Source organism: Flavobacterium circumlabens (assembly GCF_004345565.1).
In the GTDB taxonomy this organism is placed as follows: Bacteria; Bacteroidota; Bacteroidia; order Flavobacteriales; family Flavobacteriaceae; genus Flavobacterium; species Flavobacterium circumlabens.
In genome coordinates this window covers 415241-432248 of the sequence record NZ_SLWA01000001.1, presented here as the reverse complement: position 1 = coordinate 432248, position 17008 = coordinate 415241, and the positions used below count along the sequence as shown (strand labels likewise).

Annotated in this window: 12 protein-coding genes; 1 reads left to right on the top strand and 11 read right to left on the bottom strand. The window is 36.9% G+C overall.

All coding sequences use genetic code 11. The features are described from left to right. Positions 1–17 precede the first annotated feature (17 nt). On the bottom strand, positions 18–1121 hold the full coding sequence (locus EV142_RS01785) for a diphosphomevalonate/mevalonate 3,5-bisphosphate decarboxylase family protein (RefSeq protein ID WP_132032138.1): 1104 nt from the start codon (positions 1119–1121) through the stop codon (positions 18–20). 228 nt (positions 1122–1349) lie between these two features. On the opposite strand from EV142_RS01785, the gene EV142_RS01780 reads away from it, so the two are divergent. After that, positions 1350–1826: a TspO/MBR family protein gene (locus EV142_RS01780; RefSeq protein ID WP_132032136.1), complete on the top strand. Its 477-nt coding sequence runs from the start codon at positions 1350–1352 to the stop codon at positions 1824–1826. Between the two features lie 17 nt (positions 1827–1843). Here EV142_RS01780 and EV142_RS01775 read toward each other — a convergent pair whose 3' ends face one another. From EV142_RS01775 to EV142_RS01730, 10 genes are all read right to left on the bottom strand, one after another. Continuing rightward, positions 1844–2590 (bottom strand): hypothetical protein, encoded by a 747-nt coding sequence (locus EV142_RS01775; RefSeq protein ID WP_132032134.1) that lies wholly within the window; start codon positions 2588–2590, stop codon positions 1844–1846. Between the two features lie 211 nt (positions 2591–2801). Further along, the gene (locus EV142_RS01770) at positions 2802–4010 is read right to left on the bottom strand and encodes a BaiN/RdsA family NAD(P)/FAD-dependent oxidoreductase (RefSeq protein ID WP_132032132.1); all 1209 of its coding nucleotides are present in this window, start codon (positions 4008–4010) and stop codon (positions 2802–2804) included. A 125-nt stretch (positions 4011–4135) separates the two neighbouring features. After that, positions 4136–4813: a glycerophosphodiester phosphodiesterase gene (locus EV142_RS01765; RefSeq protein WP_132032130.1), complete on the bottom strand. Its 678-nt coding sequence runs from the start codon at positions 4811–4813 to the stop codon at positions 4136–4138. A gap of 316 nt (positions 4814–5129) precedes the next feature. After that, positions 5130–6719, bottom strand: a complete 1590-nt coding sequence (locus tag EV142_RS01760; protein WP_132032128.1) for an alpha-amylase family glycosyl hydrolase — start codon at positions 6717–6719, stop codon at positions 5130–5132. A gap of 179 nt (positions 6720–6898) precedes the next feature. Then, positions 6899–8773 (bottom strand): glycoside hydrolase family 13 protein, encoded by a 1875-nt coding sequence (locus EV142_RS01755; RefSeq protein WP_132032126.1) that lies wholly within the window; start codon positions 8771–8773, stop codon positions 6899–6901. A gap of 103 nt (positions 8774–8876) precedes the next feature. Further along, positions 8877–10991, bottom strand: a complete 2115-nt coding sequence (locus tag EV142_RS01750; RefSeq protein ID WP_132032124.1) for a glycoside hydrolase family 97 protein — start codon at positions 10989–10991, stop codon at positions 8877–8879. A gap of 27 nt (positions 10992–11018) precedes the next feature. Further along, positions 11019–13325 (bottom strand): glycoside hydrolase family 65 protein, encoded by a 2307-nt coding sequence (locus EV142_RS01745; protein ID WP_132032122.1) that lies wholly within the window; start codon positions 13323–13325, stop codon positions 11019–11021. A 174-nt stretch (positions 13326–13499) separates the two neighbouring features. Then, positions 13500–14156 carry a beta-phosphoglucomutase gene (pgmB, locus tag EV142_RS01740; RefSeq protein WP_132032120.1) on the bottom strand — a complete coding sequence of 219 codons (657 nt, stop codon included), beginning with the start codon at positions 14154–14156 and terminating at the stop codon, positions 13500–13502. Beyond that, positions 14149–15669 carry an MFS transporter gene (locus EV142_RS01735; RefSeq protein WP_132032118.1) on the bottom strand — a complete coding sequence of 507 codons (1521 nt, stop codon included), beginning with the start codon at positions 15667–15669 and terminating at the stop codon, positions 14149–14151. The genes pgmB and EV142_RS01735 overlap by 8 nt, the downstream gene beginning before the upstream one ends. Positions 15670–15849: 180 nt before the next feature. Beyond that, on the bottom strand, positions 15850–16881 hold the full coding sequence (locus tag EV142_RS01730; RefSeq protein WP_132032116.1) for a LacI family DNA-binding transcriptional regulator: 1032 nt from the start codon (positions 16879–16881) through the stop codon (positions 15850–15852). Positions 16882–17008: the final 127 nt, after the last annotated feature.

Sequence of the window (17008 nt, the reverse complement as noted above, 5' to 3'; positions counted from 1 at the left end):
ACTAAAGATACGTAAAATTATAATGCAATTGCGCCGTCTCCAATCTGATCACAAATGTACTGACCATTCTGGCAAAATACAACTAATTCGTCCTGAATAAATTGAAGTACTTTTTCGCTAACGTTTTCGGGATATAAAACATGAACATTTGCTCCGGCATCCAGCGTAAAGCAAACCGGAATTTGTGTTTCATTCCTGAATTTCCAAATGGCATTTATGATTTGCAATGTATTTGGTTTCATTAAAATATAATACGGCATTGATGTCATCATCATTGCATGCAAAGTCAAAGCTTCGCTTTCAACCACTTTTATGAATTCTTCTAAATTACCACTTTCAAAAATCGAAATTAACTGGTCCAGATTTTCGTGCGCCTGAGCAAAACGTCTTTCGGCATAAGGATGGTTGTGCATCAAATCGTGTCCAACTGTGCTGGAAACCTGTTTTTCTCCTTTATCCACCAATAAAATCGTATCCTGATACTTCTTGAAATTATCATGAATGGTATGCGGAAATTCAACGCCAAATAAATCTGAACTTCCTTCAATATTCGCCTGTTTCCCCCAAACCACAACATTTCCTTTTACACTTCTGCAGGCACTTCCGGAGCCTAAACGGGCTAAAAAAGATGCTTTTTGAAAAAAATATTCATCACTCATCTCGGGATTTAATACTTTTTCCAAACTCATAAAATTCATTGCCAATGCAGACATTCCTGAGGCGGAAGAAGCAATTCCGGAGCTATGTGGAAACGTATTTTGGGTATCGATTGTAAAATGATAATCTTTTAAAAAAGGCAAATAAATTTCAATTCGTTCTAAAAACTTCTGAATTTTCGGTTTGAAATCTTCTTTCGGTTTTCCTTCAAAAAGTAAATCAAATGAAAAAATAGCTGTTGTCTCACTCAGTGGAGCCGAAGTATATCGCTTCGAAAAGCCTAACTTCGTAATGGTCTTGCAATTGCTTAAAGTAAAACTAACCGATGGATTTGCGGGAATCTGGTTGTCTTTTTTTCCCCAGTATTTCACTAATGCAATATTGCTGGGAGCACTCCATTCAAAGTTTCCGTTTTCGATAGTCGAAGTATATTTTTTTGGAATAAAATCAGTTGCTGTAAACATGAATTATAAAATTTTGGCAAAGATAGTTTTTAAAATATTTCACCATATAAGTTATATAAGAAAATGTAAGTCAAACTGAATCTAACTTGTATAACAATTTTATAAACAGTGTTTTTTGAATCAAAAATAAAAATGCACGTCAAACTAAGACTTAGCACTAAAATGAACTTACATAACTTATATGGTTTAACCTTTCTTTTGATTATTTTTGACTAAAAATTAAATAAAATGAACAAAATAGCCAAAATCGCAATTGCTCTGGTAGTTTGTCTGATGGTAGGATATTCGGCAAGTATGGTTACAAGACCGAGTGTTGAAACTTGGTATCCAACAATTATAAAGCCAGTTTTTAATCCGCCCAATTGGATTTTTATGCCGGTTTGGACGTTGCTTTATGTCTTTATGGCGGTTGCTGCAGGATTGGTTTGGGATAAAATAAAAGAACAGAATGCAGAAGTTAAAAAAGCATTAGGCTTCTTTGTGGTTCAGTTAATATTGAATGCCCTCTGGTCCTATCTTTTCTTCGGATTAAAAAACCCAATGCTGGCTTTAATCGAAATTGCAATTTTATGGCTTATGATTTACGAAACGTATTTAAAGTTCCTCAAAATCAATAAAACGGCGGGATATCTGCTGATTCCGTATATGGCCTGGGTAAGTTTCGCCGCAATTCTGAATGCGAGTATCTGGTGGCTGAACAGGTGATTTTTTTAGTCTCAGTCTCAGTTTTTAGTCTCGGCTTTCAGTTTTTTGAACATTTCATTTTTAGCATAAAGGAAATCCATTGTAGTTAATACGTTATTGTGTTCTAAAATAGTTTTAGATCTTGGGTCAGCGTCACAAAATTCGATAAATAACTCTTTTTCTTCGGGTTTTAATTTTAAATCTCGGGTAAAAAAATCTGAAGGAATCGACGCTGCTATAAGTTTTTTGAAATCAGTTTGCGAAGTTTTCTTTTTGAGCCCTTCCTTATCGTTTTTAAATAAATTTAAAAGCCCTGTTCCTATTCTGGTAAAGTCCATACCGTTTGTAATAGTTCCGTTATATACGCCGGTATATTTTTGCAGCGAACTGACATCTTTGGTAAATTTTATGGTATCAATATCGTGTTGGGAGATCTTTATTTTATCAAATTTTATCGCTGTAACGACTACTTCATCCAGTTCCTCAGGTTTTGTAATCATATTAACGAGAATGTTATTCTGATCAATCTCTTCCTGAGTAAGTTTCAATCTTTTGAAAAAATAGTCTTTTGAAAAAAAGAGCAAACTGTCTTTAGCCCTTACAAGAATCGAAAACTCTCCTAAATCATTTGTTCTCGTACTAGTTTTGGCTGTTTTGTTTATAACTTCTACTTTATTAAGCGGATTATTATTGAAAATAACTTTTCCGTGAACCAATTTTTCGGTTTGAGAAATAGAGAGCTGATACGTGAAAAAGGAAATTGTGGTAAGTAATTTTACTTTCATTTAGTGGTATTTAGTTGAAGGTAAAATTATTAGAATTGTCTTAATGAAAACTTAGCAAAGACGTAAAGTCTTGTTAATTTGGTTTTTGTTGTAGTTTACAGTCCCAGTCCCAGTCTCAGTTTACAGTTTTCAAGATTACGACTGAAAACTGTAAACTGGGACTGAAAACTGCTACTTTCCCCTCCGTATGATCCGTTTAAATTTCATTCTCTTATATAGAATTAGCCAAAATAAATCCGCTTGTCCAGGCATTCTGGAAATTAAACCCTCCCGTAATCGCATCAATATTGACTATTTCTCCGGCGAAATAAAGGTTTTGATGTAATTTGCTTTCCATGGTTTTAAAGTTGATTTCCTTTAAATCTATACCACCGGCAGTTACAAATTCTTCCTTGAAGGTGCTTTTTCCGTTGACCTGAAATTTTGCTTTTGTTAATTGGGAAGCTAAATTCTGCAATTGAATTTTAGATAAATCTGCCCATTTTGTTTCTGCTTCAATTTCGGAAGCGAGCACTAAACTTTCCCATAAACGATTCGGAAAGTCGAAAGGGGATTTTTTCGAAACTGCTTTTTTAGCGTGCTCCTGTTTTAAGTCTTTCAGGATTTTTTCTGCATCTTCGGTATCAACATCATTCAGCCAGTTGACGAAAATGGTAAACTGGTAATTTTTGTCGTATAAAATTCGTGCGCCCCAGGCAGAAAGTTTCAAAATTGCCGGACCGCTCATTCCCCAATGCGTAATTAACAAAGGTCCGGTTGATTCCAATTTGGTGTCTTTTACGTTTACGGTAACTTGTGCCGCAACGCCGGGTAATTCTTTAATGCGGGGATCTTTGATGTTGAAAGTAAAAAGGGAAGGAACCGGGCTTACAATTGCGTGGCCCTGCGCCTGAAGCATCTCCCAAATTTTAGGATTGCTTCCCGTGGCCAGCACTAATTTTTCAGTGGCATAATTTTCATCCTGAGTGTCGATTTTCCAATGATTTTCGGCTTTAAAAATGGACTGTACACTTTGTCCCGTCAAGACTTTAATGCCAAGTTTTCCGGTTGCTTCCAGAAAACAATCAATGATGGTTTGCGAAGAATTGGAAACCGGAAACATTCGGCCATCGTCTTCGATTTTTAATTCAACACCGTGTTTTTCGAACCATTCAATCGTATCACCGGAGCAAAACTGATGAAAAGGACCTCGAAGTTCTTTTTCACCACGCGGATAAAACTTAACCAATTCATTCGGTTCAAAACAAGCGTGTGTTACGTTGCACCTTCCGCCGCCAGAAACACGAACTTTAGAAAGTACTTCTTTGCCTCTTTCTAAAATAGCAATTTTCAGTTTCGGATTTTTCTCTGCAATATTAATGGCAGTAAAAAAACCTGCAGCGCCTCCGCCAACGATGATTATGTCGAAATTTTTGATCATATTTTATTTTTTGCAACGAATTGCACGAATTAGCACTAATTTTTATATGCCACAGATTACACAGATTTTGAAATCATTGTAATCTTTTATCCCAATATTTATCGGCAATGGCTAGATTTTTAATTTTATATTTTGTCCGGAAAATCAGTTATGATTCCGTCAACGTTATAACTTTTTATTTTTTGAATGTCTTCTTCAATATTAACGGTCCACGGTAAAACGAGAAATCCTTTTTTCTGCATTTCGCGAACATTTTCCGGATTCAGTAAATGGTAATACGGATGAATGGCGCGTGCTTTTATAAACTCAGCGAAAGCCAAAGCCAAATCAAGATTGGTTTCCGCTAAAACACCAATCGGAATTTTTGAATCTAAGTTGTGTACTTCCTGCAAAGCATTCCAGTCAAAACTTGAGACGATAAAATGCTCATACTTCCAGTTTTTTTCGGAAACATATTCATCGATTAAAGCAACAAGTTTTGTTAAAGCAGCTGCATTTTTCAGTTCGATATTGATCAGGCATTTTTTATTTACCAAATCAAAAACTTCTTTTAAAGTCGGAATTTCGTACTGACCGTCAATTAAAAATGATTTCAATTCGGGCAAAGACAGCGTATTTACAAACCCTTTTCCGTTAGTCATTTTGTCGATGGTTTCGTCGTGAATAACGATGATATGTCCGTCGGAGCTTAAGTGAACGTCGAGTTCTATTCCGTCAGCATTTAAATTTAATGCTTTCTGAAAGGCTTTTAAAGTGTTCTCAGGTTCGTAAGCTTTGGCACCTCGATGTGCTATTTTCAGCATGTCTAAAAAGTTTAACCGCAAAGGTCGCAAAGTTTTGCGCAAAGCACGCAAGGATTGTATAAAAAAGTTAGCCACTGAGTACACAGATTTACACAGATTTCGAAATCCTTTTTAATCCTTTAATCTGTGGCTGAAAAAATCTTTTCCGAGAGTTATCGGAATAAAAAAATTAAAATGTTTTTTGGTTCACGCAGATTTTGCAGATCAAGCAGATTTATTTAGAATCAAACATGCATTTATTTTTTAAATGCACCTTATCTGCAAAATCTGCGAGCGAAAAATTCCAGCACTAGATTTTAAGAAATCGTTTTGGCAACTAAGCAGGCTCCAATAAAACGAGTCCGAATTCAGAATCAATGAATGCTTTTCCGTTTTGAACTGTTGTTTCTTTTCCGGAAAAAGCATCTTTTAGTGGGGTACCGTCTTTAAAAATGGAGTCGACAGGAAGTTCTTTTAAACCAATTCCTAAATCTAACCCAATTACAACTTCATCTGTATAATTTCCATTCGTATAACTTCTCGAGAAAATATAGGGTTTTGCCGAAATCAGGTGGTGTATTCCTGCGCCCACTGCCGGATGATTTCTACGGAATTGACCCAGTTTTTGCCAATGCCAGAGTATTTTTTGTGTCTCGGAATTATTTTGAATATCATCCCAGTTCATGAAAGATCGTAAAGTAGCATCGCCTTCTGTACCTTCAATAACCAGTGAGCGACCTGATTCATCACCATAGTACACCTGAGACATTCCGGGCGAAAGCAATAATTTGGTTCCGGATTCGAACGTTCTGTTTCGATGCGCATCAAAAGGAGTGGGGTCATCGTGAGAGGATACATAATTTAATACACTATACCCTTTTAATTCATTTTGAAGTTTCTCCGAATATTTCGAAAAGATAAATTCATAATCGTTTTGGGCATCTAACTTAAACTCAAAATTAATCATGCAGTGAAAACCATGCTTAAAATAATTTACTTTTCTATCTCCAAAATCATAATCCTGACCACCGCTTATGGCATAACCGTACACTTCGGCAATGGTATAAAATGGGTTTTGATCTAAAACCTCTGAAGGATGATTTTTTTTCCAGATTTCAAAAGCGTAGTCACATTCTTTTCTGAAATCAACCCAGACAATTTCTTCGGTATGTTTTACGGTGTCGGCTCTGTAACCGTCAATTCCGAATTCCAGGATATAATCCGTGAGCCATTTTATAATGTAATATTTTGGTGTTCGGGGATATTTTGTTCTTTCGAAAAATTCATTTAAGGAAGTAACTTCTTTTTCATAACGGCCTTCATTTTTCCATTTTTTGATTAAAAAAGAAGGCAGCGCTACTTCCTGATTACTTTCGGTTCTGACGTCCGGAAGATTATCGACCAAAGTACACATGGTGGTATTTTCGAATGATTTGTAATCGCAGACCACTCCTGTTCTTACCCAGTCTTCCGGCCAAATGGGATCTTCGGGAGTTACCGGACCTGTATGATTGATAACGCCGTCCAGTACAATTCGGATGCCTTTTGCGTGCGCTTTTTTAACGAGATTGGCCAAATCTTCTTTGGTTCCGAAATTTGGATCTAAAGCCGTCCAGTCTCTTGCCCAATAACCGTGAAAGCCATAACTCAGCCCCGTTCCTTCGTCAACGCCATCGTGAATTTGTTCTACAATCGGCGTAAGCCAAATGGCATTTATGCCTAACAGCTCAAAATAACCTTCGTCGATTTTCTTCGTAATTCCGATAATATCCCCACCTTCAAAACCACGTAATTTCCCCGGAGTTTTGGTTCGGTTGTAATTTAAATCGTTAGCAGGATTTCCGTTATAAAAACGATCGGTAAGTAAAAAATAAACATTTGCCCCTTCCCAGATGAAAGGTATTTTTGAAGTATTGTCTTTATTCATTAAAACTAATTTTAAGCCATAAATATTAAAGATAAAGAAAGGAAAGTATAAAATTTAAAAAAATGCCACAGATTACAAGATTAAAATGATTTTTTAAAATCTGAGTTAATCTTGTAATCTGTGGCAGAAAATATTGCGAACCTTGCGATTGCCCTTGCTGACTTTCCGGTTAAACGTTTTTATTCCAATTCTAAAATAACAGCCGATTTAGGTTCTAAAGTGATTTCAGTAGCTAAATCGAATGTTTTTCCGGTAAGAATATCTTTTCCTGATTTAAAGTTTTTAATATTTTCTTTAAAACGATTTGTCTTAATTGTCTGCTCTTTTGCATTGTTATTGAAAACAACCATTACGGTTTTAACATCAGTGTATCTGAAATAAACATACGTATTGTTTTCCGGAATATAATGGGTCATTTTGCCGAAGTGAACAGCTTCATTTGATTTTCTCCAAGTGAATAATTTGGATGTAAAATCGAAAAATTTAGCCTGTTCCGCAGTTCTCCCTGCCGCGGTTAAAGCATTGTTTTTATCGCCGGCCCATCCGCCCGGAAAATCCTGGCGAATGTCTGCATCGCCGCTTTTGCCTTTATCACCGCCCATTCCAATTTCTGAACCGTAATACAATTGCGGAATTCCACGAACGGTAGCCAGTAAGGTCATGACCAGTTTGTATTTCGTGAAGTCATATTTGTAGGTATGATTGATACGATCTGTATCGTGATTTTCGGCAAAAACCATAATACTGTTCGGGTTTGGATATAAATAATCTAAAGCAAAATTGTTATAGAATTTAATCATGCCGTTATCCCAATTCGCTTCATTGTCATTAAAAGCAGAACCAATCTGATCCTGCAAAGTAAAGTCCATCACGCTTGGCAAATTGGAATTGTAATTTTCGATTGCACCAATTTTGCTGTCTTTTTGCCAATACGATAAATTCGCCTGATTGTGCATCCAGATTTCACCTACAATATTAAAATTCGGGTATTCGGTGGTAATTGCTTTTGCCCAATTGGCCATCGCGGTAGCATCAGAATAATTGTAAGTGTCAACTCTGAATCCGTCAAGATTGGCAAATTCAATCCACCAAATGGCGTTTTGCGTCAGGTATTTTGCAACGAGAGGATTTCTTAGATTCAAATCCGGCATTGAAGGAACAAACCATCCGTCAACACAAATTTCCTGATCTAATTTTGAGGCATGAATATCGGTAATTACTTCACGTCTGTGATGGGTTTGGGTGTAGTTTTCGAATTGATTGATCCACGATTTTGTTGGTAAATCTTTGATCATCCAATGTGTAATTCCCCAGTGATTGGTTACATAATCCATCACCAGTTTCATGTCTTTTTTATGCATTTCTGCTGATAGACGCGCATAATCTTCATTCGTTCCGTAGCGCGGATCAATTTTGTAAACGTCAGATTGTCCGTAAGTATGATACGAATGCTGTTTGTCGTTGTCTTCACATAAAGGAGTGCTCCAGATTGTTGTGGCACCCAAAGAAGAAATGTAATCCAGATTTTTGATGATTCCTTCGATATCGCCTCCGTGACGTCCACCCGGTTCAGCGCGGTTTGCTTTTTCGGTTAAGACAGCATCACTGTCGTTTTTAGGGTTTCCATTAGCAAAACGATCCGGCATGATCAGGTAAATCATGTCTGATGCATCGTAACTTTTTCTGTCGGCCGAATTGGCTCTTCTTTCCTTAAGCGAATATTTTTGTGTAAAAGCGACTTTGTTTTTCAATTTAAAGGAAAAAACCAATTCAGAAGCTTTGCTGTTTTGTGTATCGATCGTAACGAAAAGGTAGTTTGGATTTTCTGTTTTTTCGACATTTTTGATCGTCACATTGTTCGAAACCGAAGCGTCGTATTGCGCTATATTTTTTCCGTAGAACATAATTTGTACTTCAGGATTTTTCATGCCTGCGTACCAAAATGGAGGCTCCACTTTCTGGATTTGTGCTTTCGCGGAAGCAGAAATTAAAAGAACCATTAAGGCTAAAGTATAAATAGGAGTGGTTTGAAATAGTGTTTTTAGGTTTTTCATAGTAAAATAGAATTGAAACTATATAAGAAATGTAAGAACATTTAAGAAAAAAACTGGGGAATTTCTATTTAAATGGACTTACATTCTTATATGGTTAATTAAATTATTTATTTTCAATTATGCTGATCGCATAACCTCCGCCAGGAACGGATAACTGAGATAATTTTGATTTATTGGTTACAGCAATTTTTTTGATGGTGTAAGCCTGCGGATTTGTTTTGTAATGTGCATCCTTAGCATCAGCATAGATTGTTGCGGTGTATTTTTTACCTTTTTCAAGGAAAATGAAATTGATGTTTGAGGTACGGGAAGTTTCTCCGTTTACATTTCCAACGAACCAGTTGTTAGTTCCTTTTGCTTTACGGGCAACGGTAATAAAATCGCCTGGTTCAGCCTCAATGTATTTACTTTCAGACCAGTCTACCGCTACATCCTTAATAAATTGGAAGGCATCCGGAAAACGGTTGTAATTCCCAGGTGTATCAGCTGCCATTTGCAATGGGCTGTACATCGTAACGTATAATGCCAATTGGTTTGCAATGGTACTATTCACGTGCGATTTGTTGTCAGGATTCATTTTACTGATATCCATTTCGAAGATTCCCGGCGTATAATCCATTGGTCCGCCAATTAAACGTGTAAATGGTAAAACTGTAACATGGTTTGGTTTAGAACCTCCAAAAGCCTGGTATTCTGTTCCTCTTGCTGCTTCATTTCCAATTAAGTTCGGGTATGTTCTGCAGATTCCGGTTGGACGAACTGCTTCGTGAGCGTTCACCATAATTTTATAATCAGCTGCTTTTTCGATGGCATATTGATAGTGGTTTACAATCCATTGATCGTAATGGTTTTCACCGCGAGGCAAAATATCTCCAACGTATCCGCTTTTTACAGCATCGTATCCGTTGTCTTTCATGAATTGGTAAGCTTTGTCCATGTGACGTTCGTAGTTACGAACAGAACCTGAAGTTTCATGGTGCATGATCATTTTGATTCCTTTCGATTTTGCATATTCGTGCAAACCTTTCACGTCAAAATCCGGGTAAGGCGTTACGAAATCAAAAACATAATCTTTAGAGTGACCAAACCAGTCTTCCCAGCCTTCGTTCCAGCCTTCCACCAAAACAGCATCAAAACCATTTGCAGCAGCAAAATCAATGTATTTTTTTACGTTGGCATTATTGGCGCCGTGCGTTCCACTTGGTTTTGCTTTAGAGAAATCAGAAACGCCCAATTGTACGGTTGGAAAATCGTTAGTATACGACCAGGAGCTTTTTCCTGTAATCATTTCCCACCAGACACCAACATATTTTACAGGTTTAATCCAGGAAGTATCGTCAATTTTAGAAGGATCGTTTAGGTTTAAAGTCATTTTGGATGCTAAGATTTCTCTCGCGTCATCACTTACCATAATCGTTCTCCAGGGCGAGTGGCTTGGTGCCTGCATATACCCTTTGTCTCCTTTTGCATCCGGCGTTAACCAGGATTCGAAGATCATGTTTTTGTCATTTAAATTCAAATGCATACAGGAATAGTTGATCAGTGCCGCTTCGTGCAGGTTGATATAAATTCCATCGCTTGTTTTAAGCATCAGGGAAGTCTGAACTCCGGTTGGTGAAAAGTTTTTTTGCGAAACATTTGCGGTAAAAGCTTTTTCAGACAAACCTCTGATCTCAGATAATTTAGATTTGGTGTAATCGTATTCCTGGGTGTCGTAATCTCCCGGAATCCAGAAAGCCGTGTGGTCGCCCGCCATTGCAAATTGAGTTCTTTCTTCTTTGATTACGAAATAGGTAAGGTTCTTTTGTGTTGGAAATTCATATCTGAATCCTAAACCATCATCAAACAAACGGAAACGAATCACGATTTGACGATCTGTTTCTTTTTGGTTTAAAGTAACGGCCAATTCATTATAATGATTTCTAATTTGGTCCACTTCTCCCCAAACCGGTTTCCAGGTTTCGTCGAAAGTTGTTGTCTTAGAATCGGTGATCGTAAAATCATTCAATAAAGATTTTTTGTCGTCTTTAAGTTCAAGACCTAATTTACTGGTTTTTACAACTTCTTTATTTTTGTATTTTAAATTATAAGTCGGAGTTCCGTCATTCTGAAGCGAAAATTCCATTACGAACTTTCCTTCGGGTGATTTTAATTGCTGTGCATTTGCAATGGAGCTAAATGCAAACAAGAGTAAACTTGCGAAAAATAAGTTTTTCATGTTTTTTAGTTTTTAAAGTATTGTAATTTAATTAATTTGAACAAGTTGTTTATGGGCAACTACAGATTTTCCATTTACTATAATTGTTAAATCCTGATCTCCGTCTACTGTAAAAGTCGTTTCATTATGATTGACAGCAACTTTCAGAATTTGATTTCTAAAGTTTATTTTAAAAGAATATCCTTTCCATTCTTTTGGAATTTTCGGGGAAAAATGAAGCTGGTCATTTGTAACACGCATTCCGCCAAAACCTTCCACGATACTCATCCAGGTTCCGGCCATAGAGGTGATGTGACAGCCTTCTTCCACTTCCTTGTTGTAATCGTCTAAGTCTAAACGGGAAGTTCTTAAATAGAACGTATACGCCATGTCCATTTTGTCTAATGCAGCAGCCTGAATCGAGTGCACGCAAGGCGAAAGCGAACTTTCATGAACCGTAAAAGATTCGTAAAACTCAAAATTACGTTTTAATTCTTCCTTAGAGAAATGACTTTCGAAGAAATAAAAACATTGCAGTACATCGGCTTGTTTGATATAAGGCGAACGTAAAACGCGATCCCATGACCATTTTTGATTGATTGGACGCTGAGAACGATCCAGATCTTTGACAGGAACTAAATCCTTGTCTAAGAAACCGTCTTGCTGCAAATAAACTCCTAATTCCTTAGAGGTTGGGAAATACATATTGTCAGCCACTTTTTTCCATTCCTGAATTTCAGCAGCCGAAAGAGTTACTTTTTCTATAATGCGTTTGTGGTCTAAAGGATATTCTGAAGCCACTTTTTTAATTTGTTCTGTGGCATAATCAATACACCATTTTGCAATATAATTGGTGTAGAAATTATTGTTGATGTTGTTTTCGTATTCGTTTGGACCTGTAACGCCCAGAATCACATATTGGTTTTTGTCTTTAGAAAAAGAAGCTCTCTGGTGCCAGAAACGCGCAATTCCGATTAAAACTTCCAAGCCTTTTTCAGGGATATACGAGTAATCTCCGGTATAACGGTAATAATTGAAAATAGCAAAAGCGATCGCACCATTTCTGTGGATTTCTTCGTGTGTGATTTCCCATTCGTTATGGCATTCTTCCCCATTCATGGTCACCATCGGGTAAAGTGCAGCGCCATTTTTGAAACCTAAATTATCCCTGGCATTTTCAATTGCCTTGTCTAATTGATTGAAACGGTACGTTAATAAATTACGGGCAACCTGCTGATCTTTCGTCGCCATGTAAAACGGAATACAATACGCTTCAGTGTCCCAATAAGTAGATCCGCCGTATTTTTCTCCGGTGAAACCTTTTGGTCCAATGTTCAATCGGCTGTCTTTTCCTAAATACGTCTGGTTTAACTGGAAGATGTTAAAACGAATTCCCTGTTGCGCTTTTACGTCGCCATCAATCGTAATATCTGACATTTCCCAAATTTTACTCCAGGCGTCAATTTGATTTTGAAATAAAGTATCGTATCCTAAATGTAAGGCTGCTTTAATAACTTTTTCGGCAGCGGTTAACGTATTTTCATGATTTAAAGAAACCGTGTAGCCACCAATTTTCTGAATGGAGGAGGTTTGGCCTTTTGCGATAATAGTCCCGTATGTATACTGAACCCTGTCGGTTGTTGAATCGATTGTTGAAGGGGAAATGTTTACATTTTCTCCGTTTGCAAAAATCGTATTGTGCATGTAAGTCGTAACTTTAAAATGCGTTTTAAAAGTCTGCGCGGTTACAAAAGCTTCATTGGTACCTTTTTTAACTTCTAATGGCTCCCAGAATTTTTCTTCCCAGTTCGCATCTTCATTCGTTACGCCGGCATCAACATAAGGTTTGTAGACAATTTTGGCATCTTTGTTTAAAGGGGTAATATCAAATTTGATTACACCTGTCTCATCCAGGTCTAAAGAAAGAAAACGACGAACGTTTACGGCGATTTCAGTTCCGTTTTTCATCACGGCTTCAAAAGAACGATTGTACCATCCTTCTTTCATATTCAGTTCCCTGCGGAAATTTCTAACTTCGGTACATTGGTGTAAATCCAGGTTTTCTTCGTTGATTTCAACGTCAATTCCAATCCAGTTTGGTGCATTTAATACTTTTGCAAAATATTTCGGGTAGCCATTTTTCCACCAGCCCACTTTGGTTTTGTCCGGATAATAAATTCCGGCAATGTAACTTCCCTGAAAAGTTTCACCGGAATAGGTTTCTTCAAAATTGGCACGTTGTCCCATAGCACCGTTTCCGATACTAAAAAGGCTTTCCGACGATTTTACTCTTTCAGAGTCAAATCCTTCTTCTATGATGGACCAATTGTCTGGTTTTATATAATCTTGATTCATTTTTTCTTTAATTAGATAATAGGATAATTAGAAAATGTGTCAATTAGAAATTATTTTCCTATTGAATTTTTTAATTGTTTTATCCTTTAATTGATGTTGTTTTACTTTTTATAATTATATAATTGTCTTAATCATTAATTGCGTCATTCTCTCATTTTCTAATTGACACATTTTCTAATTGATTAGTTTCTCAATAAACGCTGTGCTTATTTGAGTGAAATCTTTAAAAATATAATCAGCTTCATGTAAAATTGTTTCCTCACCAATTCCTACACTAACCATTTCTCCTATGTTTGCTGCCTGAATTCCGGCAACTGAATCTTCGAACACTATTGCATTTTCGGGTTCAATGTTTAATAATTGCGCCGCTTTTAAGAAAACTTCCGGATCCGGTTTGGCATTGGTGACGTCATTTCCGTCTACAATAACATCGAAATACGAAAGAATTCCGGTTTTTTCAAGGATTGGTCTGGCATTTTTACTCGCAGATCCCAACGCAATTCCCTGATTTTTTTCTTTTAATAGTTGCAGAATTTTAAAAACTCCCGGAAGAATCTCGCTTTCGTCCATGTCAACTAAATAAGATAAGTAATCTTCATTTTTCTGAATCAGCCATTTGTCTTTGTCTTCCTGTGAAGCCTGAACATTTCCTAATTCAAGAATTATATCTAACGAACGTACACGACTTACCCCTTTTAGTAATTCGTTGTTTTCGTGTGTGAAATTTATATTCAATGCCTGTGCGATTTTCTGCCAGGCCAAAAAGTGGTATTTAGCGGTATCAACGATCACTCCGTCCAGATCGAAGATGAATGCTTTTTTGTTATTCATGAATTTCAATTTTAGTTCTGTTATTTACTCTCAGCGTTAATAATCCGGCGAATATCATCGATACACCCCCAATAATCAGAGCGTAAATAGGTTCATTGTGAAAGAATTGTTTGATTACAAATCCTAAAATGGTAGCAGCAACAATTTGCGGGATTACCACAAAAAAGTTAAAAACACCCATATAATAGCCCATTTTGGCTGCCGGCAAAGCCCCGGACAACATGGCATATGGCATAGATAAAATACTGGCCCATGCGATACCCACACCTAACATTGGCAGAATAAGCATTTGTTTATCACCGATGAAATAAATTGAAATTAAACCAACACCTCCAGAGCATAATGCCAGTAAATGTGTTGCTCTAATACCTACTTTTTTCGCAATAATAGGCAATAAGAAAGCAACTGCTGCTGCAATTCCGTTGTAAACGGTGAATAATACCGAAACCCAGTCGGCAGCATCGTTGTATACTTTAGAAGTCGTATCTGTTGTGCCAAAAATATGTTGTGTAACCGCTTGTGTAGTATAGATCCACATAGAAAAAAGGGCAAACCAGGAGAAAAACTGAACCCAGGCTAATTTTTTCATGGTAGCCGGCATATTCAGTAAATCCGTCATGATAATGGTAAAACCATTGTGCACTTTTTGGGTTCTTAACTGAGAAGCAATGATGAACAAAATTCCCATGAACACAAGTCCGATAAACAGAATGTATAGTTCTTTTGCTAGGCTGTTTTCAAAAATCAGAAAAGAAACCAGTCCTCCGATAATCGTTAAGAGCGCTCCCAGTGATAATTGTTTTTTGATGTTAGAAACCGATTCTGTTTCGGGATTCAGGATTACATTTTCTTTATCCTTTTTGCTTTCGGCTTCAAATGCCTCCAGCTGTTCAGGGGTATATTCTGTTGTTTTAAAAACAGTCCATAAAACAGAAAGCAGAAAAACAACTCCGCCAATATAAAAAGACCATTTTACCGAATCCGGAATAATTCCTTCCGCAGCCGTATTGCTTACTCCAAAAACATTGGTAAAAAGATAGGGTAAAACAGAACCGACGACAGCACCTGTTCCTATGAAAAAACTTTGCATGGCAAAACCGAGTGTACGTTGTTTTTCGGGTAAATTGTCACCAACAAAAGCGCGGAAAGGCTCCATTGAAACATTTATCGAAGCATCCATGATCCATAAAGTTCCTGCGGCAATCCATAAAGTTGGTGAGTTGGGCATTATGAATAGCGCAATCGAAGACAGAATGGCTCCAATTAAAAAATAGGGGCGGCGTCTGCCTAAACGAGTCCAGGTTCTGTCGCTGAAATAACCAATAACGGGTTGGATAATTAATCCTGAAACCGGGGCCGCAATCCATAATATTGGGATTTCGTCAATTTTAGCGCCAAGGGTTTCAAAAATTCTTGAAGTATTTGCGTTTTGCAGTGCAAAACCAAACTGTATTCCCAAGAAACCGAAACTCATGTTCCAAATTTCCCAGAAACTTAATTTACGCTTTTCCATTATCGTAATTAAAAAATTAATCAGACGATAAGCGCTTTGCTTATCAAAACTTACTTATTATTTCGAAGTAAAAGTAAAAGCTTTGAGCAGGCGTAAAAGTATTAATTATTTTTTAAAATAGCCTAACAAAAAAGCCATAAATATTATTTACGGCTTTAGAAAAGGTTGATTTTAAGATTTTTAGTCAGTAGATTCTCTTTTTATCAAATGGGTTTCGATAACCTCGGTAGTATAATTTTCGTTTTCTTCGTCGTCGTCATCGTGTTCGGCTTCCAGTCTTTCGATCAGCATTTTAGCCGCTTTATTTCCCATTTTTTCACCGCTCTGGCTCACTGTCGTGATACTTGGAGTCGAGTATTTAGAGATAATTCCGTCTGTAAAAGCAATGACGGCCAGATCTTCCGGCACTTTAAGTCCCATTTTACTGGCTGTTTTGATGATGGTAACGGCAAAAAGCTCGTTTACAGCAAAAACGGCATCAAATGCCCTGTCGTGTAATAGCTGACTGATGGTGATTTCGCAGGTATCGACATCTTCAATTTTAATAATTAAATCTTCATTAAAAGGTAATCCGTTGTCCAGTAAGGCTTTTTCGTAACCGTCAGTACGTAATTTCCCCACACTTACATAGTCAACAGTTGTTACCAGGGCGATCTTTTTTCGGCCATTATCGATTAAACTCTGAACGGCTTCGTAGGCAGCAGCTTTATCATCTATAATTACTTTGTCGCATAAAATATCATTGGTCACACGATCGAACATGACCACCGGCATTCCCTGATTGATCACTTCGGTAATATGGTGAAAATCGCCTTTGTACTGGGTTTCTTTAGAAAGAGACATGATAAAACCATCGATACTTCCGTTGGCCAGCATTTCCATATTCAGGACCTCTTTGTCAAAAGAATCATCCGATAAACAAATCACAACACTGTAGCCATTTTCGTTGGCCACCTGTTCGATTCCGTTGATTACGGTAGAGAAAAAATAATGTACAATTTCCGGAATGATAATACCAATACTTTTGGTTTTTCGATTTTTTAAACTAAGGGCAATATTGTTAGGCTTGTAATTGTAAAACTTTGCAAAAGCCTGCACTTTTAAGCGTGTTTCTTCGCCGATTTCAAGACTGTTTCGCAATGATTTTGAGACAGTTGAAATCGATACGTCAAGTTCCCTTGCAATCTGTTTTAGTGTTATTTTACGTTTCATATGATAAATTGAAAAAAATCTAATTATTAATAAAGGTATCTAATATTTCTATAATTGATAATTTTTGACTTAAAAGATTACAAAAAATAGAAAGTTTTCAACACTATCACGTTTTCGTAACCTTATA

Excerpts from the sequence above, each read along its gene's own strand:
- EV142_RS01785 (WP_132032138.1), bottom strand. The coding sequence starts at position 1,121 with ATGTTTACAGCAACTGATTTTATTCCAAAAAAATATACTTCGACTATC.
- EV142_RS01780 (WP_132032136.1), top strand. The coding sequence starts at position 1,350 with ATGAACAAAATAGCCAAAATCGCAATTGCTCTGGTAGTTTGTCTGATG.
- EV142_RS01775 (WP_132032134.1), bottom strand. The coding sequence starts at position 2,590 with ATGAAAGTAAAATTACTTACCACAATTTCCTTTTTCACGTATCAGCTC.
- EV142_RS01770 (WP_132032132.1), bottom strand. The coding sequence starts at position 4,010 with ATGATCAAAAATTTCGACATAATCATCGTTGGCGGAGGCGCTGCAGGT.
- EV142_RS01765 (WP_132032130.1), bottom strand. The coding sequence starts at position 4,813 with ATGCTGAAAATAGCACATCGAGGTGCCAAAGCTTACGAACCTGAGAAC.
- EV142_RS01760 (WP_132032128.1), bottom strand. The coding sequence starts at position 6,719 with ATGAATAAAGACAATACTTCAAAAATACCTTTCATCTGGGAAGGGGCA.
- EV142_RS01755 (WP_132032126.1), bottom strand. The coding sequence starts at position 8,773 with ATGAAAAACCTAAAAACACTATTTCAAACCACTCCTATTTATACTTTA.
- EV142_RS01750 (WP_132032124.1), bottom strand. The coding sequence starts at position 10,991 with ATGAAAAACTTATTTTTCGCAAGTTTACTCTTGTTTGCATTTAGCTCC.
- EV142_RS01745 (WP_132032122.1), bottom strand. The coding sequence starts at position 13,325 with ATGAATCAAGATTATATAAAACCAGACAATTGGTCCATCATAGAAGAA.
- pgmB (WP_132032120.1), bottom strand. The coding sequence starts at position 14,156 with ATGAATAACAAAAAAGCATTCATCTTCGATCTGGACGGAGTGATCGTT.
- EV142_RS01735 (WP_132032118.1), bottom strand. The coding sequence starts at position 15,669 with ATGGAAAAGCGTAAATTAAGTTTCTGGGAAATTTGGAACATGAGTTTC.
- EV142_RS01730 (WP_132032116.1), bottom strand. The coding sequence starts at position 16,881 with ATGAAACGTAAAATAACACTAAAACAGATTGCAAGGGAACTTGACGTA.